Below are 25,480 nucleotides of genomic sequence, written 5' to 3' on the forward strand. Positions count from 1 at the left end.
CTCCATCCACTAACCCGGAGCGCACGAGAGCGATGCCATGCCCCTCAATCGATTTGTTTACCTGAAAGCCCTTACTGCCAACCCCCTGAGAGTATCCCTTTCTCTGTTTTTTGCTGTAGCAGCGGGCTGGTCTTCTGCGATCTTTGCCAAGGCGTCCAGCACCTGGCCCGGATACAACGGGGAGAATCCTGTCATCCGGCTGGCGGTAACGCCCGTTGAAATTCGCATAGAGGCCCCGACACCGCTCTCTGGCAACAATCTGCAATTACTGCTTGCCCTGTCCGGGAGCAATGGGGGACTGGGGGAATTGCGCGAGAAGGCCAGCCGGGAGTTCAGTGCTTATCTGAGTCAGCAGGTACAGCAGCGGTTCGGTGATTTTTTTGCCGGCGAGCGTGTGCATCTGGTGGATGCTGGGGCGCCGCTGACGTTATACACCAGCTTTGATGTGATCATCCGCCAGAAAATTCTCGATATTTTCAGCCGCCGTGACTACGACCTGGAGAAAGGCACCATGTCGGCGTATGGCCAGTTCCATTATCGTGTGCAGGGGGCCGTAAAGGGGGCGACAGCCCTGCGCGAGGGTTCGGTGGATTTGTCCAGCCTCAAACTCAAGACCCACTACAGTACCCGAGCCCCGAAAGATGGTGGCGTCGTTGAGGATACCACTCGCGAGGCTACCGAGCGTCTGCTGGCGGAAATGGCCGAAGAAATACTCGACGAAATTGAAGATACGTTGGAGGCAGATGCTCTGCTGGCTATGGCCCACAGATGATATCCGTTAGCGGCTACCTTCAACTTCAAGTTGGTCAATGTGGCCGTCAGTTGCGTACTGGCTGGCCGCGATACATTTTGCGCGGAAGTTCAGGTTTGCCCCGACCATTGTGAAGCGCCAGGTCCTTCCCATAAATCAGCTCGTATATATCCTGCCCCTTTTTTTCCTGCAGTATCTTTTGTCCCCGATAGAGCCTTTCCGGTGGTTCGTGACCGGTCATGAACGGCGCACCCTTGAGTGCCTCCAGTTCGGTAATCAGATTCAGGGTGTCGGTGTCGTGACTGCGGTGTTTGAGCTCCGCCAATTGGGTTTCAAAGTCGAAATCAGAAAAGCGCAAATTGATATCAAATTCTGCCTGAATCCGTTTGCGCAGTTTGCGCAGCGTATTGAGAGCCTGGGAATTCATCAACCACTGGTGATCGTTCATCGTCTTTGAGCCTGTGTTGTCTTTTTATGTTTTCCTTGGGTAACAGTTGACGAGCAAATACCGGGCCAGTTTGCATTCAGTCCACATGACACAGGTGACTGCTGTCACGGTTCACAACTGTGTGGAAGCACCAACGAGGTGCAAATGTGCGTCTGTGCGGCGGGATGTGCTCTAGAGGGGGGCAATGGTGGGGCAGTCCCCGTGTTTCCTTGGCGGTTCCCTTTCTCAACTCCCAGTTCCCAACTTCCTGATACTTGATATTCGTTAAAAATGGCGTCAATGGTTCCGCACAGTGTCAGTTTCACTGGGTATCACAGGGTGATCAGCGGTCAGTAATGATTTGCCACCTGCTCGCATGGCGGAAAAATTTTGTCGGCCGTTGCAACATTGAAACTCCGGTGGCTGCTAATTAAGTGCAGTGGATTTTTATAACAAAGAAGGAACTTATGTCAGGTCAGAATAAAGAACTATCTATTCTGCAATCGCTCCGCGTGCCATGTTTCCTTTTGCTGACCGACGCTTGAATGCAGTCTTGGAGAGCAGGATGGCGCATCTATTGTTGCTGGAGCCGTTTGTTATGCCGACCCCGGTAGTCGGACCGCCAAAGAAACGCTGCCTGAACTGCGGACGCACTTTTATCTGGCGCCTGCTTTTGTTACTGGCGGTGGTCTTCTCGGCGGCTGCTGGTCCCGCGTCTGCACAGCAGATGGAGAACACGGCGAATATCAGCCTGTCACCGGACAGCAATCTGGTCGACAGCAATCCCGATAACAATACCTCCACCGAAACCCTGAACGTTCTGCCGCCGCCGGAGATCAGTTACAACAAGGTGGCGGATGTTTCCGAAGTGGCGGTGGGGGATACCGTCACTTACACCGTGACAGTCACCGTAGCCGATGCGCCCCTGAGTGCAGACCTGCAGATCACGGATACCCTGGGTGCCGGCCTGCAATTCAGTGCTGTCACGGATGCCGGCAGCTTTACCTGCAACAATTCCAATCCTCTGGTCTGTGCCCTGCCAACAGGTACGCCCGAAGGCACCTACAGCCTTACTTATACCGCACTGGTGACTGAAGATGCCGATACCGAAGTGAGCAACAGCGTCACCGCAAGCGGGGGGGGTGACGATACGCCGGTGTGCGACGCCGAGTGTGCACTGGATATCCCGGTATTACCGCAGATCACCTACAACAAGGTTGCCGATCCTGCCGATGGTGTGGAGATCGGGGATGCGATTACCTACACCTTCGACGTTACCGTGGACAATGGTCCGCTGGCGGAAGACCTGACACTGGAGGATACCCTCGGTGTCGGTCTCGCCTTTGATACGTTTATCAGTACTGCACCGTTCAATTGCTCTGCGGGTACACCGTTACAGTGCGTCCTGCCTGCAGGTACTGCCCAGGGCACTTACAGTGTGAGTTACACCGCGACCGTAACAGATGCCGCCGGCGATTCCGTGAGTAATGATCTGGTAGCCAGCGGTGGTGGTAGCGACCCGGTTTGTGATGTGAGCTGTTCCACGGTTGTTCCGGTACGGTACCCGAGTGTTCATTACAACAAATCCACCGACGAGTCGGGCCCGGTCACCTCCGGTGATCAGTTCATTTACACCGTGTCAGTAACGATTGAAGACGCGGCATTGGTCGATCCGCTACAGGTAGCGGACCAGCTGGGAGTGGGGTTGGACTTTGTCGGCTTCGTCGGCGGTACCAATCCGTTCAGCTGTTCCAGCGGTAATAGTTTCACCTGTACCCTGCCGGCCGGTACCCAGCCGGGAACCTATGAATTCCAGCTTACGGTGGAGGTCAATGACGAGGCGGAAAACTTCGTTACCAACACCGTTACCGCCAGTGGTGGAGGCGGCGAGTCGGATCCGGTTTGCGATAGCGAATGCAGCCCGGATACGCCGGTTGACGCACAGGATCAGACTTACATTACGTATCGGAAGTCCGCTGCACCGGGCGAGGTACAGGTTGGGGATACGATTACCTATACCGTCGATATTACCATCGCTGAGGGCGTTACTAGCGCAGATACTTCACTGGAGGATACGCTGGGTGGCGGATTGCAGTTCGACGCTATCGTCAGTGCCGAGACCGCCGCTGAATATATCTGCCAGCCCGGAAATCCACTGCTCTGCAGCTTGCCTGCGGGTACGGGCGAGGGCACCTACACCCTGACCTACACCGCCACGGTCACCGATGACGCCGGCGATACGGTAAACAACGCTGCGGTCGCGACCGGTGGCGGTGGTGGCGGCCCCGACTGTATCGGTGACTGTTCCATTGAGACGCCGGTGATCCGTCCTGAGGTAACCTACAGCAAGGTTGCCGACCCCAGCGATATGGTGTCGGTGGGAGAGGAAATCACCTACACCATCACCGTGACTGTCGAAGGTGCGCGGCTGACCGATGATCTCACCCTGGAGGATACGCTGGGCCCGGGGCAGGACTTTGTTGCATTCAGTGGCAGTACCGACCCGTTCACCTGCACCAGCGGCAATGCATTTACCTGCACCCTGCCGGCGGGTTCTGAGCCCGACAGCTACACGCTCTCTTATACCGCCTCGGTCAACACTCAGGCACAACTGCAGGTGGAAAATGCGGTTGTTGCCACCGGCAACGATAATCCGCAGTGTGATGGGGATAATTGCAGCACGGTGGTGCCGGTACAGCTGCCGGACGTGACCTACAGCAAATCCGCCAGCCCCGATCAGGTAGAGATTGGCGATACCATCACCTACACGGTGACAGTCAATATCAGCGGCGGCGCCCTGACCGAAGATCTTCAGGGGACTGATGCCTTCGGGACAGGGCTGGTATTCGATCAGCTCGATCCCGCCTCGGACCCGGAGTTTCAATGTGCGCAGGGCAACCCGCTTGGCTGTTCCATGCCCGCCGGCACGGCGCCGGGCACCTATCAACTGATCTACACCGCCACTGTTACCAGTGACGCGGGCGATGTGGTCAGCAATAGTGTGACCGTAACCAGCGGCAGCGAGAACCCACCAGTATGTGACGGTGCCTGTGCCACGGATACACCGGTGGTGCGCCCATCGGTGACTTACGAAAAAGCGGTGGACAAAAGCGAAGCCGCGATAGGCGATACACTCACCTACACCGTTACCGTGGTGGTAGAAGATTATACGCTGACAGACACCGTGAGGGTCACCGATACACTGGGAACGGGCCTTACCTTTGACAGCTTTGTTGAGCCTGTTGCGCCATTTGTCTGCTCTACCGGTAACCTGTTCAATTGCGACTTACCGCAAGGGAGCGAGCCCGGTATTTATACCTTCCAATACACGGCAACGATAACCGACGACGCTCGAGATAGCGTAGAGAATGTGGTTACAGCCTCCAGTCCCGAAGGGGAGCCCCCGCAATGCAGTGCCCCCAGCTGTACCGTGGTCACGGCTCTGACTCAGCCCGACATCACCTACGAGAAAAGCGCAGATAAAAGCGAAGTGGAAGTGGGGGATACCATCACCTACAGCGTGGAGGTTTCTGTCACCGGTGCAGCCCTGACACGACCGCTTGTGGTGGATGATGCGCTCGGGTTCGGATTGGCACTTGATGGATTTGTGGAGCCCACGGACCCGTTTAATTGTGGAGAAATACCCCCCCGCTGCGTCTTGCCCAGTGGCACGCCCGCGGGCGACTACACCTTCCGTTATACCGCAGTCGTCACCAGTGATGCGCAGGATTCAGTCGTCAACAGCGCGATTGCAACGGGCGGCGGTGGCACGGCGCCACAGTGTCGCGGTGACTGTGACCTGGAGATCCCGGTTACAGCACCGGATGTCGGTTTCAACAAAACTGCAGACAAAACATCGGTGCAAGTGGGTGATGCTGTCACGTATACCGCCACGGTCAGCGTGGCCAATGCCGCTACCCGCGATGACGTGGTATTGAGTGATGCGCTCGGTGTTGGGCTGGAATTCGACAGCTTTATTGAACCGGTGAACCCTTTTATCTGCTCGCAAGGTACGCCTTTACAGTGCACGCTTCCGGCTGGATCTGAACCGGGTACTTATTCGATCAGTTATACCGCAACCGTTACTGCAGAAGCCTCGCAAAGCGTGACCAATAACCTGCGTGCCCGCGGGGATGATAACCCTGTCTGCGACGCCCAGTGTGAACTGGAGATTCCACTGCGCCCCACGGTATTGTATGAAAAGTCTGCCGATACCAGTGAAGCGGAAGTGGGTGACCTGGTGACCTACACTCTGTCGGTTGAGGTCGAAAGTGCAACCCTGACGGAAGCGGTAATTCTGGAAGATATACCGGGTGCTGGCCTGGAGTTCCAACAGGTCACCGATAGCGGTGAATTCAGCTGTGACGACGGTTCGCCACTGCACTGTGCATTGCCCGCCGGCACAGGGCCCGGTGTTTACAGCCTGAGTTACACCGCACTGATCACCTCGGGCGCGGCGGGCGAAGTTCAGAATACCGTGACCGCCACCGCTGGTGAGGATGTCGACCCGCAGTGCAGTGATGCGTGCACGGTAATCATTCCTGTAATCGCTTCACAGGTGACCTACAGCAAGTCGGCCAACCGGAGTGAAGTCGCCGTTGGTGACACCGTTACCTACACCCTTTCTGCTACCGTCAATGGTGCACCGCTCAGCGCCCCTCTGACACTAACGGATACCGCGGGCTCCGGTCTGTCCCTGATTGAGGTCACAGACAGCGGTGACTACAACTGCAACGAAGAATCCCCGCTGGTATGTACCCTGCCTGCCGGCACCGAACCGGGTACCTATAACCTGAGTTATACCGCACGGGTTACCAGTGATGCCGCGGTAGAAGTGGATAACCAGGTGCTTGCGGACGGCAATGGTGGCTCGAACCCGGTCTGCGACGATGAATGTGCGGTAACGATTCCGGTACTGGCACCGCAGGTCAGTGTCAGCAAAGTCGCCAATCCCGAATCCGGGACAGAGGTGGCAGTGGGTGACCCGATCGCCTTTACCATTGAAGTCCGGGTGGAGGACTCGGCGCTTACCGAAGACCTGATCTTGTCCGATACACCCAGCCAGGGATTGTCCGGCGGTCCGCTACCGGATGGCTGCACCCGACTGGATAAAGAAATTACCTGCACATTGCCGGCGGGAACGCCGGCGGGCATTTACCAGTACAACTATGTTGCTGAGGTCGACAGCAGCGCCGGTAACCTGATTACCAACGAAGTTTCTCCCTCCGGCGGCGGGGACTTGGATCCCGAGTGTTCTCCCTGCAGAACCGAACACCCGGTACGCGCCCCTGAAATTGTTCTGACCAAAACCGTTGCACGCAGCGAAGTCCAGATCGGCGAAATCGTGTTCTACACCTTGGTGGCGGAAAATATTGGCCGCCGCGATCTCACCGACGGAGTGATTGTGGACACCCCCGCAGCGGGCTTCACCTATGTGGATGACACCTTGCAGGTAGAAGACCTGGATGGCAGTGGCACGTTACTCAATACACAACCATTGGTGGTCGGTGATATTGATATCGCCGCCGGAGACAGTGCCACCATTATTTACGGTATGCGTGTGGGCGCGGGTGTCCGCACCGGTGTCCATACCAACCGCGCCCAGGTACAGGATGTTGACGGTACGGGCATATCCAACGAGGCAACGGCCAGCGTGGTGCTTGCCGCAGATCCACTGCTGGATGAATCCCTGATTATGGGGCGGGTGTTCCACGACCGGAACGGTAATGGTCGCCAGGATTCGGCCACGCTCACCGGCGTGCGAATTCGGGGCGGTTATACACCGGAGGTTTATGTCCCCGGTTCTACCACCGTCAATGGCGTGCCCGTACCGGATGCCAGTGCGCCGCTATTGCGCGGAATTGACCTCGGTGTGCTTGCTGCCCGCGGTGAAGAGCGTGATGCAGCAACGGTGGTGGTAGGGCAGCGGCTCACTGCACTGAAGTTTACCAATGGCTTCCGCCTCACCAGTAACCAGGGGTACACGGTGCGTCTCGAGGGACAGGACCAGTTGCGGGTGGAGACCGTTGCCTCTGCGGAAGGGTTCCGAGCGCAGGTGACGGTAGAGCGCCGCGTGCAGAGAGAAGGGGATGTCTACCTGGTGGAATACCTGATCCGCAATCACGGAGTGGATGAAAACGGGCTGCCGGGTGTGCGCATTGCCTCGGTAGAAGGCCTGTTGATGGAAACCGATCAATTCGGCCGCTACCACCTGGTAGGCATTGATGGTGGTGACTGGGGGCGCGGGCGCAACTTTATTCTCAAAGTGGATCCGGCCACGCTGCCCAAAGGTAGTCGTATCACTACCGACAATCCCCTGATTCGTCGCATCACCCCGGGGTTACCGGTACGGTTCGACTTTGGGGTGCAGTTGCCAACGCCGGATACGGCCGTTCCCCTGAGCGATACCGGTAAGAGTCAGACCAGCCGGGCCGAGAGGGGAGGTGCTCTATGAGCTTTCCCCGGATAAAGACAATAATCAGATCGCAAGCTATGTCAGAAAGTGCCAGCAGTCGAAACTCATTTTTTTGCCCGCCAGTACTGTGGTTGATGCTGTGCTGTGCACCGTTACTGGCGCAGTCCACCTACGGGCAATCCGATCAATCGCAGCCGGATTTCGGAGCCTGCGATAGTCGTATCTGGATTGTGGGAGCCAGCGCATCCGGGCGCACGGCGTTGATGCCGGTGGATCACGATGGGCCTGAAATCGACCTGCACCCTGCCGGTGATCCCGGTGCAGAAATTCAGATAAGCGCGCCGGCGTTCCATCACGGTGAGCGTCAGGTCTTCGGCATCGGCGCCGGCAGCGATGGCCGCTTTCAGTTACTGCGTGTACACGGTGATGGCGCGGTTACCGCGGAAGCGTCCCTGAACGGTGTCGTGGCGGACTGGCAGCCAGCCGCCGGGGCCATTGATCTCGACGATAACTATTTTGTCGCAGCAGGGAATTCCAAAGCGCTTTACCGGATAAACCTGAATGATGGTGAAGTGCATAAGCTGCCAATGGACCGGTCACTTCTGTTGAGTGGACTCACCTGGTATGACGGCCATCTGTATGGTTTGACCGGTGACCGGAAGGTTGTGGTATTGGATTCCAGCGAGCCAGAAGGCCCGCTCTCGATAACGCCGCTCTTGGGGGCAGATTCTGATCTGGACCTCCGCGGATTGTTTTCTGCGACAGAGGGCGTATATGGCTATGACGCCGAAGGCCGAGTTTATCGCTTGCACGCGGAAACCGGCGTAGCCAGCCAGGTCGCCCTTTGGGGACCGGTGACAAATGGTATGCCGGTGCGATGTGTACAGTCGCCGTTCCAGGCCACATCCCCTGGCCAGCGTTTCCATATGAGCCGTAAGTCCCACGTTGAAGGCGAAGTGGGTAGCCAGCGTATGCCGTCGGCAGATATCTATCTGGAGCTGCAGGATGACGACAGCAGCTTTACCGCAGGTGGAGTGCAGCGCTACAGCCTTACCGTGGGCAGTAATAGCCCAGGCAGGGTGGAGAACCTTCCCGTAACCGTACCGGTACCCGCGGGTGTTACCAGAGTCGCCTGGCGTTGCGTCGCCGAAGCCGGTGCGCGCTGCGAAGTGGCGTCGGGCACCGGCCCGATTGATACCCTCGTGCATCTGGACGGCGGGACCGTCCGCTTTATCATCGAGCAGCAGATAGCAGAGCAGCTTGTCGGCTCTGTCACCACTACCGTTTCCGCAGCACCGCCCGCGGGCACGGTAGATCCGAACCCGAGTAACAACAATATCCGTCATACCAATACCCGTGTATTGCAGGAAGATTTTGGCCGCTGTGACAGTCGGGTATTCATCCATCAGGGCGCGGGTACCACCAATCTGCTGTTACTGGAGCCGGGAAGCGGAGCGACGACATTTATTGGCAATTCTCCCAACGTGCAGTACAACGCGGCCGCCTACAATCCCGATGATAATTACATCTACGCCATTTCTTCAGATTATTCGCTGATCAGAATCTCCAGTGATGGGACCTCCGAAGTCGTACGGATCAATATTGTTCCGGCGGCAGACTGGGTTGCCGGTACTTTCGCCAGTGATGGCTATATGTACGTCACTACCAGCGGTGCAATTCAGAACGTATACCGTATTGATGTCACATTGCAGGATCCGTTTGTCTCCCAGCAACTGCTCTTTGACACCACCCAAGTGACCAGCTCGGGGGATTTGGCGTTCTATAACGGTCGGATGTACACGGTGGATACGGGTAATAACCAGCTGCGTTCCTATGATGTGGTGGGCCAGCCGAACGGTGCGGTTTTGTCTGTAACGAAAATTGGCAATGGCTATTCAGGGGCACCGGTAACCTCGATGTGGTCCGGCACTAACGGCGTGTTCGGAGCCGACGATGCGGGTAATGTTTACCAGTTTGATTTGACCACCGGCGTGCCCACCCGAGTCGGCTCAGCGCCAACCTCCAGCGTAAGTGACGGCTCCCACTGCAACGAGGCGCCGTTTGAGCTCTCTACGGATCTTGGCATATTCAAGTCTGCACTGGATTTCAATCAGTATTACAAGCCCACTGGTGAAGTAACCTATCAGGTTCTAGTTTATAACAATGGCCCCACGCCGGTTCAGGATGCCGTAGTGAGTGACCCGTTGCCGGCGGGAATTACCGATGCTACCTGGACCTGTAGTGCTAACGGGCTGGCCAGCTGCGGTGCGGCCAGTGGCAGTGGCGACCTGCTGGATACGCCGGATCTGCAGGTAAACGGGCAGGTGACATACCTGATAACAATACAGATTCCGCGCGATTTCACCGGTGATCTGACCAACACGGCCACCGTGGAGCCACCGGAGGGAATTGTAGATTCCAACCCTGATGACAATACGAGTACATACAACCAGCAACGTATCCCACTGGTGCAGTTTGAAAAAGTTTCCATCGGTGGCGTTGGTGGTTTTGGATTCCAGACCACCAATGTGCAGGACGGTGGGCCTTATCTGGTTACCCAACAGGAGGGGGTGCCAGTTCAGAGTGGCCTGTATCCGGCGATCAATCCGGGGCAGCCGATAACGATCACGGAGAATGCGATCAACGATCCCAGCTTCAGCCTGACCGATATCAGCTGCACTGGTATGTCTCCCGGCGGTAACGCGACGGTAGATCTGAACGCGCGCAACGTGACCTTTGACAGCGCCGCCACGCAGCCCGGTGCTGATATCTTCTGTACTTTTACCAATGAATCGCAACAGGCGACACTCACGATTGAGAAAATATCCATTGGTGGTGTGGGCAGTTTCAGCTTCAGCGTCAGCAATGCCGGTGGCTCGCCCAATATCACCACTGTGGAAGAGGGGGTCGCAGTCCAGGCGCCAACGCAGACGATCGTCAATCCGGGCCAGCAGGTCAGCGTCAGTGAACCTACACTTCCCGATGGTTTTACCCTGACTGATATCAGTTGTACGGGGCTTTCCGATGGCGGTAGTGCCGACGTGGATCTGGATGGGCGTCGGGTAACCATTGACGGTGCCGGCACTCAACTGGGCGCCGATATCATCTGTACTTTTACCAATACCGCGACGCCGCCGGCCAGTATCACGCTGCAGAAGGCGCTGCCGAACGGACGTTTTGTGGATAGTGATCAATTTGATCTGACCATCAGTGGTGCGGGTGGTACAAGTGCCACCACCCAGGGCTCGGGAAGTCAGGTTTCTCCTGTCATCAGTGCTACCAACCCGGTAGTGGGGCAGAGTTACACACTCTCGGAAGCCGGAAACGGGTCGACCAACCTGGGTAACTATGCGACCTCCTATGCCTGCACCAACGCGTTGTCCGGTGGTCAGATGCCCAGCGGTGATGGCAGCAGTTTCAGTTTTACCCTGAATCAGGGCGACCAGTTGAGCTGTACCTTCACCAATACGCCCCTCGATCGCCAGGCGGATCTGGCGGTAACCAAAACGGATAACAGCGATATCTACACTCCCGGTAGCGATGTAACCTATCAGATTGTGGTCAGCAATAATGGGCCTGACGATGTGTCCGAGGCGACGTTAACCGATGCCTTACCTTCGGCGATCAGCAACGCAAGTTGGACCTGCAGTGCCGCCGGTGGGGCAAGTTGTGGCGCAGCCAGTGGCAGCGGTGCGATCAATGACATGCCGGATATCCCTGTAGGGGGAAATGTGACTTACACCTTTACCCTCTCGGTGCCGGCGGATTACTCCGGCAGTCTTGCCAATACCGCGACCGTGGCGGTACCGGATGGTTTTGTTGACCCGAACCCGGACAACAATGCAGCCACGGATATTGACCAGCGGGCGCCTGCGGTGACGATTGAGAAAATTACCGAAGGTGATGTGGGCACCTTTGGTTTCTCTGGCAATAACGGGATTCCTTCGCTGGATCTCACTACCGTCAGTGAGGGCGTTGCGGTGGACTCACAGCTGATTTACCTGTTGTCGGCGGATACGGAAACCACGATCACAGAAGGCTCAATACCCGATACGTTTGAGTTGTCTGCGATCAGCTGTACGGGGCTCGGCAGCGGCGGTACCGCCAGTGTCGACCTGAGCGGCGGTAGCGTCACACTCGACGCTGCCGCGATCGCCCCCAATACCGATATTGTCTGCACCTTCACCAATACCCGCCTGGCCACCGACCTGGCGGTGACCAAAACCGCACCGGTAGATACCGTGCAGACCGGGGATCAGGTGACCTACACCCTGACGGTGGACAATCTCGGCCCCAATGACACCACCAACGCGGTACTTACCGACACGCCGGACAATAATCAGAACTGTGCAGCCCCCGATAGCGTCACCTGTAGCGCCAGCGGCGGCGCGCAGTGCCCTGCGCCGCCGATTGATGTCAATGCGCTGCTCGGCAGCGGTGTAATCATTCCGTCACTGCCTGCCAACAGCGAAGTCATCTTTACGGTGGTATGTGATGTCACCGGAACCGGTAATCCTTAGATAAAGCCGTTTGCTGAACGTGATTACGGCCCTTCTGCGGTGATCAGTGATAGTGGGCAGTTCCTCGTTAGGGGAAGTGCCCGCAGCGTCAAATACGTCCCCCCCCCTTTTTTGGCTCTCGCCAAGACTTGCATGACTTTTATCTATTTACTGACTTAAGTGAGCAGGTCCTCAGTAGAATTTGTGAAAATAGTTTTCACAATATTTCATTTTTATTGAAAGTTATTTTCCCAGTTGTTATGTTCCTATCATCCATCGAGTTTCACCTTGTACCGCTTGTCGGTCGGGAGGAGCCGCGATATCCGTGCAACTCCCGCTTTTTTTAAAGCAGGTGAGGGCTGGGCTCGAAGGAATGGCCTCGGCCTTGCCGGCAAATAGCCGGGTAGTCGAGAGCCAGTTACCGCGGGCAGGTGGTCAGGTCCAGCGGTAGCCGACTAACAATAAATAAATCCACCGAGGGTGCACCATGCAAGGAAAATACAATCACAAGCTGCTCAGTATTGCGGTCTGCAGTGCCGTTTATGGCCTGCTGCCGGGCAATGCCGTTGCCCAGGACGCCGCGCAAGAAAAGATTGCGCCAGAGTCCGTGGAAGAAGTCGTCGTATATGGGGATATCCGCGCGACATTACAGTCTGCCCAGGCGATCAAGCGCGATGCGGATACCGTAAAAGATGTGATAACCGCATCGGACATTGGCGCGCTGCCGGACAAGTCCGTCACCGAGGCCCTGCAGCGGGTGCCCGGTGTCAGTATCGAGCGTTTCGCCGCGTCCGATGATCCCAACCACTATGCCGATGAAGGTACCGGCGTGCTGGTGCGCGGCCTGGATCGCGTGCGCAGTGAAATCAACGGCCGCGATTCCTTCAGTGCCAATCCCAATGGCGGACTCAATTTCGAGGATATTTCCCCGGAGCTGCTGGGCGCGGTAGAGGTGGTCAAAAACCAGACCGCAGACATGATTGCCGGCGGCATTGCCGGTACCGTGAACCTGGTGACCCGCAAACCCTTCGACGCTGACGGTCGCATGGTTGCCGGTACCGTAAAGAGCAACTACGGCGACTTCCGCGAAGAAGCGACACCCACCAGCTCCGGTCTGTTCAGTGATGTGTGGGAAACCGATGCCGGGGATTTTGGCGTGCTGGTTTCCGCGTCCCATTCTGAACTCGCCACCCGCGGTGATGGTATTGGTGTCGCCAACTACTATTCCCGCGGCGACTCCCATATTCACGTAGGGGCTGGTTGGGATCCCTCTGTGGTTGCCGGCACCGCGCCGGACTCCCCGGTAGAGGGCCCGGTGGCGTTTGACGGCCAGCCGGAAGGTTCTGTCTATTACACTCCTGGCCAGTACTCCCTGCGCAGTGCCGAAAACGATCGCGAGCGCACCGGGTTCGCTTCCTCGTTTCAATGGCGGAGCCCGGATGACAGCGTTATCACCACGCTGGAATACGTGCGCTCCGATGCGTCCCTGGAGTGGCGCGAGAACGTGATTGGCCCCCAGGCCCAGGGTTTTGAGCAGGTGCAGTGGTTTGATTCCCGGGTGCTTACCGATGTACCGGCGGGCATGGAACCCACCTGGGATGAAAGCAACCGCTTCACCAGCGGGGTGCTCAGCTTCGGTGCCAATATGCCCATGCACCTGTCGTCCCGCTATAACGAAACCGAAACCTCGGTGGAGGACCTGTCGTTCAACGTCAACTGGCAGGCTACCGATCGCCTGAACGTGGCTTTGGACGTGCAGCGGGTGGACTCCAATGAAGAGATGATCAACAACGGTATCAATGCCCGCGCCCAGCACACCGTGTCCGATGTCTATCTGGATTTGAGCGGCAGCCGCCCGAGTATCGAATTTCTGAATGAGCGTCTGTTCACCCCGGACTACACACCCAACTGGGATGGCGATCGCCCGGATGTGTTCCTCGCCACCGCACTGGATACCGCCACCGACTCCGATGCCAGTATGAACGCGGTCAAACTGGATCTGGATTACGAGCTGGGTGACGGCTGGGCGCGCACCCTGAGCGGCGGTGTGTACAGTTCTGACAAAGATCTTACCGTGCGGGACAGTGAATATTCCAACTGGGGCGCAGTCAACACGCCGTGGAATACTGCACTGTCCATGAACGGTGACTACAACGCGATCAGCGACGAATTCGAGCGCCAGAACTGGGGTGGTTTCTATCAGGGCGGTATTCTCGAGGGGCGCAATGATTTTCTGATGATCGACATGGCATCGGCAAAAGACTTTGCCAACTTTATGCGACGCGCCTGTGAGGAGGGATTCAATACCGCACCTTACGGGGAAACCAATATTGGTGGCGCCTCCGATGTGGGCCAGAGCAACCCTGACTGTTATCAGGCCATGGAAGATATGGCCGGCCGTGTTGCCCCCGGCAGTCCGTTTGCGCCCCACGATATTACTTCCACTAATGAAAAACGCGCGGAAGCCTATGTGCGCTTTGATTTCGCGGACGATGAACTTGACACGCCTTATCGCGGTAATTTCGGTTTGCGCTACGTCAGCTATCAGCTGGAGTCCACCGGTTACACGGTGATGCCGAATGTGAGCGGCGAAGGGGCCGAATTCCTGAGCGAAAACCTGCAGGCGTTTGCCGATGGCATGGGCGCGGTGAGCACGGTGGACGGCACCGATTACACGACCGTATTGCCCAGCTTCAACCTCGCGCTCAATCTGCGGGAAGATGTGGTCATGCGTTTCGGTGCCTCCGAGAGCCTGTATTTCCCCAACCTGCGGGATACCCGCAACTCTCGTATTGTCAACCTGAGCTACAACGTCGAGACCGACGGTGAAGGCGGTCCGGCGACGGGGATTGTTCCCGGCAGTGTGCAGATCAACGGTACTTCCCGTAACCCGTTCCTGGAACCGGAGGAGGCGCTCAATATCGACCTGTCCACGGAGTGGTATTTCTCGGATACCGGTGCGCTGGCGTTGGCGCTGTTCCGCAAGGATATCGACAATCTGTTCCGCGAGCGTCCTTTTCTGCAGGAGGTGACCAACCCGCGTACCGGTGTTACGGAGTCGGTTTCCTTCAATGGTCCGGCCAATGATGGTTCCGGTTCCATTCAGGGCTTCGAGGTTTCCTACAGTCAGTTCTTCGACAACCTGCCGGGTGCCTGGAGCGGCCTGGGGGTGCAGATGAACTACACCTACATTGACCAGAATGATCTGAACGATCCGATGAGCGATGCGCAGTTGGGGGCGGTGCGGTTTGATACCACGGGTGCGCCGATTTCCGACGGGCGCAACAGTTTCCGTGCGTTTACGGATCTGCCGCTGCCGGGCTATTCGGATGAGAGTTACAACATTGTGGGTATGTACGAGTATGAGGATCTGTCGATGCGCCTGGCGTATAACTGGCGTTCCGAGTATCTGGTGACCCGTCGCGATTCGAATGAGTTTGCGCCGGTGTATGCGAAGGCGGCGGGCTTCCTGGATGGCTCTGCGTATTATCACCTGACAGATAATATTCAGGTGGGCCTGGAGGCAAGCAATATCCTGAATACGGAAACCCGCACGGAGCTGCAATTGGATCAGCAGGGTACCCGCACGGATTCCCTGAACTTTATTACCGATCGCCGCTATGCCTTGAGCCTGCGCGCGAAGTTCTAAAGTCTGTCCTGTACCGAGTTATCCACCGGTGCAAAATGAAGAAGCTCACCTGTCAAAAGCGGGTGGGCTTTTTTGCTGAGTGGTTATTGCTCCGCTATGGTGGCGGCGCCGCTGCTGGTAACTGCTTTGTGAGACACGCCGTAAACCCATCCATGGGGGCTCGGCTGCGGCCGTCCTGGCCGCAGACGGTCTCACAAAGCAGTTCCCAGCATCGACACCTTCGCTTCAGACTCAATACAGTGTTTATTAACGAACTTCAGGATATATGTGAAGGTAGCGCTATCCTGGGAATGCCACTGCCATAACCGTTATTTGGAGCGAATAAAGAACCGCTCAATAGCACCACGCTTCTGCATGGTCACAAAAGCAGACTGACCATCGGCACTGAGCGCAATATTCGTTGGATGCTGCCCCTTGAGCTGAATGGTTCTCAGGATCTTGCCCGCGGGAGAAACTTTCAAAACCACACCGGCACCATAGCGGGTGATATACAGGTTGCCGGTGCTGTCGGTCTGCATGCCATCGAGACCGAAGTCTTCAAACGCCATCAGCAGTTTTTTATTGGTCACGTCGCCGTTGTCCAGAACATCGTAGACCCATACCCGCCGCTGGACGCTCTCATTCAGGTACAGCTTTTTACCATCCGGGCTCAGTTCGATCCCGTTGGTCGTACCCATATCTTTTTCCAGCAGAGTAAAAATACCTTCCGGGCTAACCCGCCAGAGCTGGCCGCTGTTGTTGTTCCAGTCGGGGTCACTGGCATAGAGGGTGCCGTTGTCGGCAATAGCAATATCATTGGGCTGGTGCATCTGCGGGTTGTGCAGTGTGCGCTGGATTTTCCGGCTGTCCGGGTCTATCACCAGAATATTATGGCCGGTGTAGTCCGCTACATAGAGACGGTTGTTATGAAAACGCAGACTGTTGCCAGTACTGCCTTCGGGCAGCTGTAGCCATACCTCCCCCGCTTTTTTTGCCGAGATTTTTCCGATCGTACCCTGGTGGGAAAAATTGACCGCATAGAGGTTGCCGTCGGGGCCTATAGCCGGACCTTCAACACCATCGGTGAAGCTGCCTTCCGGCATCCAGTCCCGGGTGTCGGGATTTTTGGTCGATGCCGTTGTGTACAGCGAGCCAGTGGCGAGCAATAGCGCGAGTGCGAGCGTTGTTTTAATCATGTTCGTGTTCCTTTCCTTGTGGGATTGCTCTCGCAGCAGACTTTGAACCGGTGCCTGAACCGGTATTTGATCTATCGGCAGAGGAGTGCTGCAGATGATCCAGTAACCGTTCGAGCGCGGGAACGGCGGGTAGTATCATTTCGTGGTGTATTCCTTTGAGTGGTTGCAGGCGGTTGCGCAAGGCGACTTCCTCGGTGGGAGAAAACGGCGTCGTATCCAGATAGCGCTCGACCACCAGGAAGGCGAGCTCGGATTGCTGTTGAGCGAGTTTGGCGATGCTGGTGACTTCCGCCGGCACCGTATTGCGGGACTGCAAAATCGTGCTTGCTGCCCGATGACTTTTCCACAGTTGCATCAGGCTGCTTTCCAGCGCCGGGTGCGTTTCATCGGTTATCTCGTTGCCCGGTAGTTTCGATTGTCCCGCAAACAGACGTAGCGGCCCCAGGGCGACACTCTCCGCCGGCAGGCTGTCCGCAAGGCGATCCAGTGGATCGCGGCGGGAGTAGGTTTCACTTGCGGACTTTTCGTGGTGGCGATGGTAATAGTGTGCCGGTTCCAGAACGGCGGCGAGCTCCCGTGCCTGCGGCAGTAGTGGGTCGGGGAAGAGCTGTTCCAATGCGGCGGATTGTTGTTGCCGGTGTTGCAGGCCGGTGGCCGTTTGCGTCCAGTCACTGATGGTATGCAGACGTCGGTAAAGGAAATCCTCGTTGCGCAATTCTCCGTTGGACCACAGCCGCTCTGCTACTGCAAATGCGCGTGGCCACAGTTTTACGTCGATATTTTGCTCGGTCACCATCTCTGACCATAGTGCCACTTCGCCGCCGAGGATTCGGTCCGCCTGTGCGGAAGTCAGCGGCGTATCTGTGTCGGTAAATGTGGGGGCTGTGTCTTCGTTGGCGCTACTGGCGAGCAGGTGGCCGCTGGGGTGGTAAGGTGCGTTCCCCACCAGGAACTCGCCTTCAAGCGTGTTCTTCTGTAACTGTAGCCGTGCGGTGAGCGGCCCCATCCAGGTATCGAGACTGAATGTGGTATAGGGGCCTATTTGCGATACGTTGTTCAGTGGCTGCGGGCGTTTGCCGGCAAATACCATGATGCCGCGTGCGGGGCCGGTTTCCGGCTTGATCAGGGTGAAGTGTCCACTGACCGCACTGCCACGTTTGCGCGGGGCGGAAAATGCCCAGGTCTGCCATTGCGCTCCCGCTCTTGGGGCTGTGACATCTGTTGGCCGTGGCAGGATATTGTTGCGATAGTGATAGCCGGCGTACTGGGGCTGATCCAGGTAAAATCCGGTGGATAGGATTCCGAAGTGGCCGGCGCGGGCAATATCGCCGAGGGCGTCGGGGCCGCGCCAGGACTGTACTGCTGCGCTGGGCGCAAGCCCGGGATGCAATATTTCGTCCCAGCCGATCATTTTGCGGCCGTGACGGGCGAGGATTTCTGCCAGGCGGTGATTGAAATCATTGTGTAGCGCGCGGCTGTCGGTGAGCTGGTGCTGGTTCATATACTCGCGGATCTGTGGATTGTTCAGCCACTGCGCCGGATCGACTTCATCACCACCGATATGCACGTATTCAAACGGAAACAGGTCCGCTACTTCCGCAAGAATTTTTTCCGCAAATTCATACACCGCCGGATCGGCGGGATTCAATAGCGGCTTGTGTACGCCCCAGCGATCTTCCGGCGGGTAAGGGCCTGGCGCCGATATCAGTTCCGGATAGGCATGGGCGATTGCACTGGCGTGCCCTGGCATATCGATTTCCGGCACCACTACGATCCCGCGGTCACGGGCATAGCGGACAATCTCCCGTACCTGTTCACGAGAATAATAATCGCCACCCGGTGCCGTTTCGTGCAGGCGCGGATAAGCCTTGCTTTCCAGTCGCCAGCCCTGGTCATCGGTGAGATGCCAGTGGAATACATTGAGCTTTGACGCTGCCATGCCATCGAGTTGACGCTTGATGGTGTCCACAGAAAAAAAGTGACGCGCAGAATCGAGCATTAACCCGCGCCAGCGAAATCGAGGGTAGTCGAGGATTTTCAGCGCCGGTAGTTCGCTATAGCCCGGTTTACTATCGGAGATACCAATCAGCTGTGACAGTGTCTGCAACCCGTGTAGCAGGCCCGGTTCATTTTTTGCGCTGACTTGAACCCCGTCAGTATTGATTCGCAGGTGATAGGATTCGCGCTTTGTGTCCAATGCGGCAAGGGTGGTTTCATCGTGGTCATCTGCGGTATTTTCTACCGTCAGCACCAGTCGAGTGAGTGCGCTGTCGTCAGTCAGCGTTGAGCAGTCTGTGGCGGCGTCCAGCTGGATATCCTGCTGTCGCACCAGGCGTTCCCGGAATCGCGCGCTGGCGGCGCTTACACGCGGCGTGGGCGGTATGGTGAAACAAAGCCGGGTGCTTTGGTCCAGTCGCAGCGCCGATGACTGATTGCGCTCCAGTCCGACCTGTAGTTCGACCTGCTGTGGATAGGGTATGAGTGCCGGGATACGCGGATCGTGTGGTGCGTGATTAGCGGTTTCTGCTTTTGCCAGTGGTAGACAGGCAAGTGCGAGCAGGCCCGTCAGCGTATTCTTTATCACACGGTCTTGTTGGGAAACTGGGCTTTCCATTGTGATTGCCATAGTAGTCCGTCGTTATTATTGAATGACTGGGCTTGCTCGGATGCGATTCAGAAAAACGTCTCCACTCGCTCGACAACCGTGTAATCATCGTCGACTACCAGAAGCTGTCGCCACTTGTCGAAAGTGAGACAGGGGTGAGAGGTGGAGAATGCGATTATGTCGCCTACTTGCAAATCCGCATTTTGCGGTACCTGCATCATCGCATGCTGATCCATGATGGCGGTAAGCTTCCACGCTGTCGGGGCTGCTGTCGGTTTCTGGTCGCTGCCGGGGCGAAAGTGCAGTTCCGGCTGCGGCAGCCCGGCATCGTAGGCGGCATCGCGCTTTCCGAAAGCGATAATCGCCATATCGGGTTCCGGTCGGGATTGCACATAAGCCCAGATTTCCAGACTCGACTGCAGGTCGCCGACGGGACAGCACTGGTTTTGCAGCCGGGCCATCACAGCTGCCTGTGCCTGCTGGTAAATGCCGCGATCGTGGGTGAGGTAGCAGCCCGGGCGGATCACCGGCAGGATGCGTTGATCGTCATGATCGGTAAATACGGCACTGACCACGTCGTACCAGGCGGAGCCCGCGCCACTCAGGATGACCGGTTCGCACTGGATATACCCTTGCGCGATCAGGTCGAGACAGAGATCCCGGGTCTGTTGCAGGTGGGTGCGCACTCTGGCTTCCGCATCTTCTCCGTGGATCAGGCCTTCGTAGGTTTCCACGCCGCACAATTTCAGTGATCGCCAGTGGGCGATTTCCTCACAAACCTCGATGGCCTGATCGGCATTGCGACACCCGGTGCGCCCGCCGGATACCCCGAATTCCAGCAACAGTTGCAGGCACTGCTCCTGCTGGGAAAAGAATGCGCCGAGCTGACTTGCGTTCTGCGCCGAGTCCACCAGGCAGTAAAAGTCCAGGCCCGGGAAATCACGCAGCAGCGCACTGACATCTGCGCAGTTCTGTTTTCCCACCAGCTGGTTCGCCATCAGGATACGTGACACGCCCGCTTCAGCCGCCACCCGGGCCTGTGCCGGGGTCGCCAGCGTCATGCCCCAGGCGCCGGCGGCCACCTGGTGGCGAAAGAACGCCGGCACCATGGTGGTCTTTCCATGGGGGGCCAGTTTGACCCCGCGCTCATCGGCAAAGCGCTGCATCCAGTGCAGGTTGTGCTGGAGCCGTGTGCAATAGATCACTGCGGCGGGCAGTGCGATCTCTTCCCGGAGCAGGTTGAGAGGGGCGGAATCGGAGGGTGAACGCATGAACTCTTTCCTGACTGTTCTAAGGATGCACTGGCGTCAATGACGATGCCGGAAAAACTGCCTCTGTGTATGGCGGGTATTCTGAAAGAAATTACCATAAAAATAAACAAGTATTGAAAATATCAAACACGATACCTATACTGGGCCGACTTACGTAACATCCATATCCGGTTAATACAGCAGCTAAAAAGCCGCTTAGAAAGTTGGAAATCATAGAAGAACAGGATAAATCGCCGTGAGTCACGAACCGGATATTGTGTCGAAAATCAACGCCCACTACGGCCAGCTTCGGGATGCGGAGCAGAAAATTGCCGCGCTGGTGCTGGACGATATCAGCTTTGCCGCCCATGCCAGTATCAGTGAGCTGGCGACCAAAGCCGGTGTGAGCGAGGCGACGATTACCCGCTTTGCCAAAGCGATCGACTGCAAGAATGTACGCGACCTCAAGTTGCGCCTGGCCCAGGCGCTGGCCGTAGGTCAGCGCTTCTATACCGAAGTGAAGGCAGAGCCGGGGTCGCATTATGGCGTGTATGAGGAAATCAAAACGGCGCTGGATCACAACGCCGGGTTGATTACCGAGGCGGTGATTGAGCCGGCGGTTGCCGCGCTGGCAACGGCGCGACAGATATTGGTATTCGGCGTTGGCGGCGGATCCACGGTGATGGCCCAGGAGTGCCAGCATCGCTTTTTCCGCCTCGGATTTCCCGCCACCGCCTATTCCGATCCGATGCTGATGCGCATGGCCGCCTCCACCATCGACAGCAACGATGTGGTGTTGTGTCTGTCCCTCGGCGGATACAGCCCGGACGTACAGGAAGCTGCGGAAATTGCCCGCGAATATGGCGCGACACTGGTGGGGGTTACGGTTGCCGATTCGCCGCTGTCGAAAGTGCTGCACCATCTGGTGCCCATGGAGCCCCTGGAGACAGATTACATTTTCAAGCCAACCGCAGCCCGTTACGTGATGCTTGCCGCGATCGATGTACTGGCAACGGAGCTTGCCGTGAAACAGAAGCGCAAAAGCCGCGAGGCGCTCAGGCGTCTTAAACATACTCTGGACAGTCACAAGCACGGTGAAGACCGCCTGCCATTGGGAGACTGACCGACACTCACAGGAAAGTGAATGACTTTTACCTCGGTAATTCGCAATGCGCAGATCGTCGATGGTAGTGGCGCTCCCGCCTATTACGGAGACCTGGCCATCAGCGGTGGTCATATTCTGCGAATTGCCCCGTCCAGCGGCGGCGGTTTTTCCGATAGCGAGTTACGCCAGCTGGACGTCGAGGAAATCATGGATGCCCGCGGTCTGGTGCTGGCGCCGGGCTTTATTGATGTGCACACCCATGACGACCTGGCAGTGATTCACAATCCACAGGTGCCGGCAAAAATCACCCAGGGAGTGACCACGGTGGTGGTCGGCAACTGTGGAATCAGTGCCAGTCCGGTAAGTCTCGACAGTGATCCGCCGGATCCTCTCAATCTTCTGGGGCCGAAAGCGCGGTTTTGCTACCCGAACTTTTCCGACTATGCCCGCGCCGTGCAAAAAGCGCGACCGAATGTAAATGTAGCCGCGCTGATTGGCCATACTTCCCTGCGCAACAATCACATGAGCAGTCTCCAGCGCACGGCCACGCAAGCCGAGCTGACCGCCATGAAGCAACAGTTGCGACGCGCCCTGCAGCAGGGCGCCATCGGTCTCAGTTCCGGCCTCGCCTACGGCAATGCCAAATGTGCCGATACCGCGGAAGTGCTGGAGATGGTCTCGGTACTTGCCGAGCAGGGTGGGGTTTACACCACGCACCTGCGCACGGAGTTTGAACAGATTCTGGAGGCGATTGATGAGGCGCTGCTCACTGCCCGTGAACATCGGGTGCCACTGATTATTTCCCACCTGAAATGTGCCGGACGCGGAAACTGGGGTCGCAGTGATGCGGTGTTGTCTTCGCTGGAGTCGGCTGCCAAACACCAAACGCTGGCCTGTGACTGTTACCCCTATACCGCCAGCTCCAGCACCCTGGACCTGGCACAAGTCACTGACGATATCGATATTTTCATTACCTGGTCGGAGCCTTATCCGGATCAGGGAGGCCGGCCGTTGGCGGAGATTGCCAAAGCCTGGAACCTTACCCGTTATCAGGCCGCGCAAAGATTGCAGCCGGCCGGCGCGGTCTATCACTGTATGAGCGACAGTGATGTGCAGAATATTCTGCGTCACCCGTTGACCATGGTGGGGTCAGATGGCCTGCCCAATGACCCGCATCCGCACCCGAGGCTGTGGGGCGCTTTTCCCAGAGTGCTTGCCCATTATGGTAGGGAGCTGGGGCTGCTGGACCTGCCACAGGCGGTGCACAAAATGACGGGACTGTCCGCGAAAAACTTTGGTTTGCAGGGACGCGGGCTGATTCGCGAGGGATTCTGTGCAGACCTGGTGTTGTTCGATTACGACGCTCTCGAGTCAGCAGCAAGTTATTCCGAGCCGCAGAAAGCGGCCCGGGGGATTCACCGGGTGTGGGTGAACGGAGTATGTAGTTATTCTGAAGGCAAGGTACTCGAGGGGAGAAGTGGTGCATTCCTGTTTCGTAGTGCGCGATAAACCGGCGCGGCGACCTATCTGTTCACTGCACTGCGGAAAGTATTTGCAGCAATTTTTTATACAAAATGTGAGGTAATCATGATCCAGAGATTCGGTGCAGAAGGTGGAACCGGAACCGGGGGGCAGCACTTGCCCTTTTCCAGTGCGGTAGAAGCCGGTGGCTTTTTATACGTGTCCGGTCAGACGCCGATGTTGGATGGTGAAGTTGTGGAAGGTGGGATCGTCGAGCAGTCACGACTGGCCATCGACAACTGTTTTTCAATCATGGATCGCGCCGGCTACAGTGCTTCGGACGTGGTGCATGTCACAGTGATTCTGACCGATGCAAGATACTTTCAGTCTTTCAATAAGGTGTTCAAGGAGCGGTTCGGTAAAAACCCGCCGGCGCGGATCTGTTCTGTCAGTGATCTGGTTGTAGACTGCAAGGTGGAAGTGGGCCTGGTCTGCTATAAGCAGCCGGTCATGTGACAAGGTGGTACTTTAAGCAAACCTGAAAGAGGTATTTAATCAGGTCGGACTCGATAGCAAGAAATCTTCAAGAATAAAGAATATCGCTCGATCAACCCAATGAATGCCAACTACTTTCTCGCCGCTTTCGGGCTCTACATCGTGCTGCTGATTGGTATCGGCTGGTTTTTCTCTCGTCGTGCGCAAGACAGTGACGATTTTCTACTGGCGGGCAGAGGTCTACCCGTTTTTCTCACTATTGGCACCACGGTTGCAACGATGGTTGGCACCGGTTCGTCCATGGGGGCGGTCGGTTTCGGTTATGCCAATGGCTGGGTGGGGGCGCTGTACGGGTTTGGTGGTGCGGTGGGTATTCTGTTACTGGGGCTGTTGTTTGCACCCGTGCGTGCGCAGCGCTTTGCCACCATGAGTGAAGAGCTCGCTTCCTATGTGGGTGATCACCTGCTGGTCAAGAAAACCGTGGCTGTGCTGATTCTGCTGGCGTGTGTGGGGTGGCTGGGCGCTCACATTCTCGGGGGCAGTCTCTATCTGTCCTGGGTCAGTGGTATTGACCTGCAGCTGGCCAAGCTGCTGGTGGCACTGGGGTTCGGTATTTTCGTGGTGATCGGGGGCTATCATGCGGTGGTGTGGACAGATACCCTGCAGGCGATAGTGCTGTTCGTCGGCTTTCTGCTGATGGCGGGTTTTGCCGTCGATCAGGTGGGCGGCTGGAATACGATGGTGGGGGCCTGGTCTTATAGTGGGGCTTATAGTGAGGCTTCTGGTGAGACTTCCGCACTGGCAACCAGCCGTGAATCCGGCCGTCTTCTCCCTGGCATTTCACTGGCTGCTGTGATCGCAGTGGGCGTGTTGGCAACGCCTTCTTTTCGGCAGCGTATTTATTCCGGGCGCAGTGTGCAATCGGTGCGCCGTTCCTTTTATGTGTCAGGCGGTGTGTATCTCCTGTTTTCTCTGGTGCCGGCGATCATCGGCATTTGCGCCTTCTTGCTGAATCCGGCATTGGAAAACCGAAACTACGCGTTTCCCTATCTCGCGCTGGAAGTATTGCCACTGGGAGTCGGGGTTCTGGTGTTGCTCGCGGGCCTTTCTGCCACCATGTCCAGCGCCAGTTCCGATGCCATTGCCGGGGTATCGGTGCTGGTGCGGGATTTACGTGCGCAATCCGTAGCGGAGACGGTTACCCAGTCTCGAATTGGCCTGTTACTGGTGATCGGCGTCGCGCTGGCACTGGCACTATTGTCCGACGACCTGATTGGCTATATCAGCAAAATGATCTCCACCGTAATGTCCGGGCTATTTGTCTGTGGCCTGCTCGGACGCTTCTGGTCGCGCTTCACCTGGCAGGGCGCTATGGCAGCCATCATAGCGGGATCTTTTGCTTCTCTGGGTGTGATGGGTTGGTTCAATGTTTTCTGGGGAAACCCGGTGTTGCCGGCGGTGCTGACGGCGTTGCTCGCGGGGGGGCTGGTCAGTGTTATGACTGCCCCGACCGGGACGGGGGCCGAGGCGTCCACCCGCGCAGAGAGGGAGATTAAACTCGACGCTCGCTGAGGTCACATCGCCGCAAAATCTGGCGCTCAAACCCCTCGCGCTCTATCATCATCCGCCTGCTTCGGGGGAGCTGTAA

General features: G+C 57.1%; 12 protein-coding genes. 8 read left to right on the plus strand and 4 right to left on the minus strand.

What is annotated here, in order from left to right:
* Positions 1–37 precede the first annotated feature (37 nt).
* Positions 38–772, plus strand: coding sequence for a hypothetical protein (locus LPW13_RS00875; RefSeq protein ID WP_230437569.1), 735 nt, complete (start codon positions 38–40; stop codon positions 770–772).
* Between the two features lie 46 nt (positions 773–818).
* On the opposite strand, the gene LPW13_RS00880 is transcribed toward LPW13_RS00875, so the two are convergent.
* Positions 819–1,199, minus strand: coding sequence for a hypothetical protein (locus tag LPW13_RS00880; RefSeq protein ID WP_230437570.1), 381 nt, complete (start codon positions 1,197–1,199; stop codon positions 819–821).
* A 544-nt stretch (positions 1,200–1,743) separates the two neighbouring features.
* Between LPW13_RS00880 and LPW13_RS00885 the strand changes: the two genes are divergently transcribed.
* The 3 genes from LPW13_RS00885 (at position 1,744) to LPW13_RS00895 (ending at position 15,741) form a co-directional block, all read left to right on the plus strand.
* Positions 1,744–7,632 carry an isopeptide-forming domain-containing fimbrial protein gene (locus LPW13_RS00885; RefSeq protein WP_230437571.1) on the plus strand — a complete coding sequence of 1,963 codons (5,889 nt, stop codon included), beginning with the start codon at positions 1,744–1,746 and terminating at the stop codon, positions 7,630–7,632.
* Between the two features lie 95 nt (positions 7,633–7,727).
* Complete coding sequence (locus LPW13_RS00890) at positions 7,728–12,113, plus strand: DUF11 domain-containing protein (RefSeq protein WP_230437572.1); 4,386 nt, start codon at positions 7,728–7,730, stop codon at positions 12,111–12,113.
* A gap of 466 nt (positions 12,114–12,579) precedes the next feature.
* Positions 12,580–15,741, plus strand: coding sequence for a TonB-dependent receptor (locus tag LPW13_RS00895; protein WP_230437573.1), 3,162 nt, complete (start codon positions 12,580–12,582; stop codon positions 15,739–15,741).
* Between the two features lie 308 nt (positions 15,742–16,049).
* Here LPW13_RS00895 and LPW13_RS00900 read toward each other — a convergent pair whose 3' ends face one another.
* From LPW13_RS00900 to LPW13_RS00910, 3 genes are all read right to left on the minus strand, one after another.
* Entirely contained in the window at positions 16,050–16,916 is an 867-nt protein-coding gene (locus LPW13_RS00900; protein WP_230437574.1) for an SMP-30/gluconolactonase/LRE family protein, read from the minus strand.
* A complete protein-coding gene (locus LPW13_RS00905; protein WP_230437575.1) occupies positions 16,909–19,500 on the minus strand; it encodes a beta-N-acetylhexosaminidase in 2,592 nt (863 codons plus the stop codon). The genes LPW13_RS00900 and LPW13_RS00905 overlap by 8 nt, the downstream gene beginning before the upstream one ends.
* Before the next feature lie 89 nt (positions 19,501–19,589).
* Entirely contained in the window at positions 19,590–20,792 is a 1,203-nt protein-coding gene (locus LPW13_RS00910; protein ID WP_230437576.1) for an amino acid deaminase, read from the minus strand.
* A 235-nt stretch (positions 20,793–21,027) separates the two neighbouring features.
* On the opposite strand from LPW13_RS00910, the gene LPW13_RS00915 reads away from it, so the two are divergent.
* The 4 genes from LPW13_RS00915 to LPW13_RS00930 all read left to right on the plus strand — a co-directional run bounded on the left by LPW13_RS00915 (position 21,028) and on the right by LPW13_RS00930 (position 25,404).
* The gene (locus LPW13_RS00915; protein ID WP_230437577.1) at positions 21,028–21,894 is read left to right on the plus strand and encodes a MurR/RpiR family transcriptional regulator; all 867 of its coding nucleotides are present in this window, start codon (positions 21,028–21,030) and stop codon (positions 21,892–21,894) included.
* Positions 21,895–21,915: 21 nt separating this feature from the next.
* Positions 21,916–23,385, plus strand: coding sequence for an N-acyl-D-amino-acid deacylase family protein (locus LPW13_RS00920; RefSeq protein ID WP_230437578.1), 1,470 nt, complete (start codon positions 21,916–21,918; stop codon positions 23,383–23,385).
* Between the two features lie 78 nt (positions 23,386–23,463).
* Positions 23,464–23,853, plus strand: coding sequence for a RidA family protein (locus tag LPW13_RS00925; RefSeq protein ID WP_230437579.1), 390 nt, complete (start codon positions 23,464–23,466; stop codon positions 23,851–23,853).
* A gap of 99 nt (positions 23,854–23,952) precedes the next feature.
* Complete coding sequence (locus LPW13_RS00930; RefSeq protein ID WP_230437580.1) at positions 23,953–25,404, plus strand: sodium:solute symporter family protein; 1,452 nt, start codon at positions 23,953–23,955, stop codon at positions 25,402–25,404.
* Positions 25,405–25,480 lie beyond the last annotated feature (76 nt).

This window comes from Microbulbifer celer (assembly GCF_020991125.1).
GTDB lineage: Bacteria > Pseudomonadota > Gammaproteobacteria > Pseudomonadales > Cellvibrionaceae > Microbulbifer > Microbulbifer celer.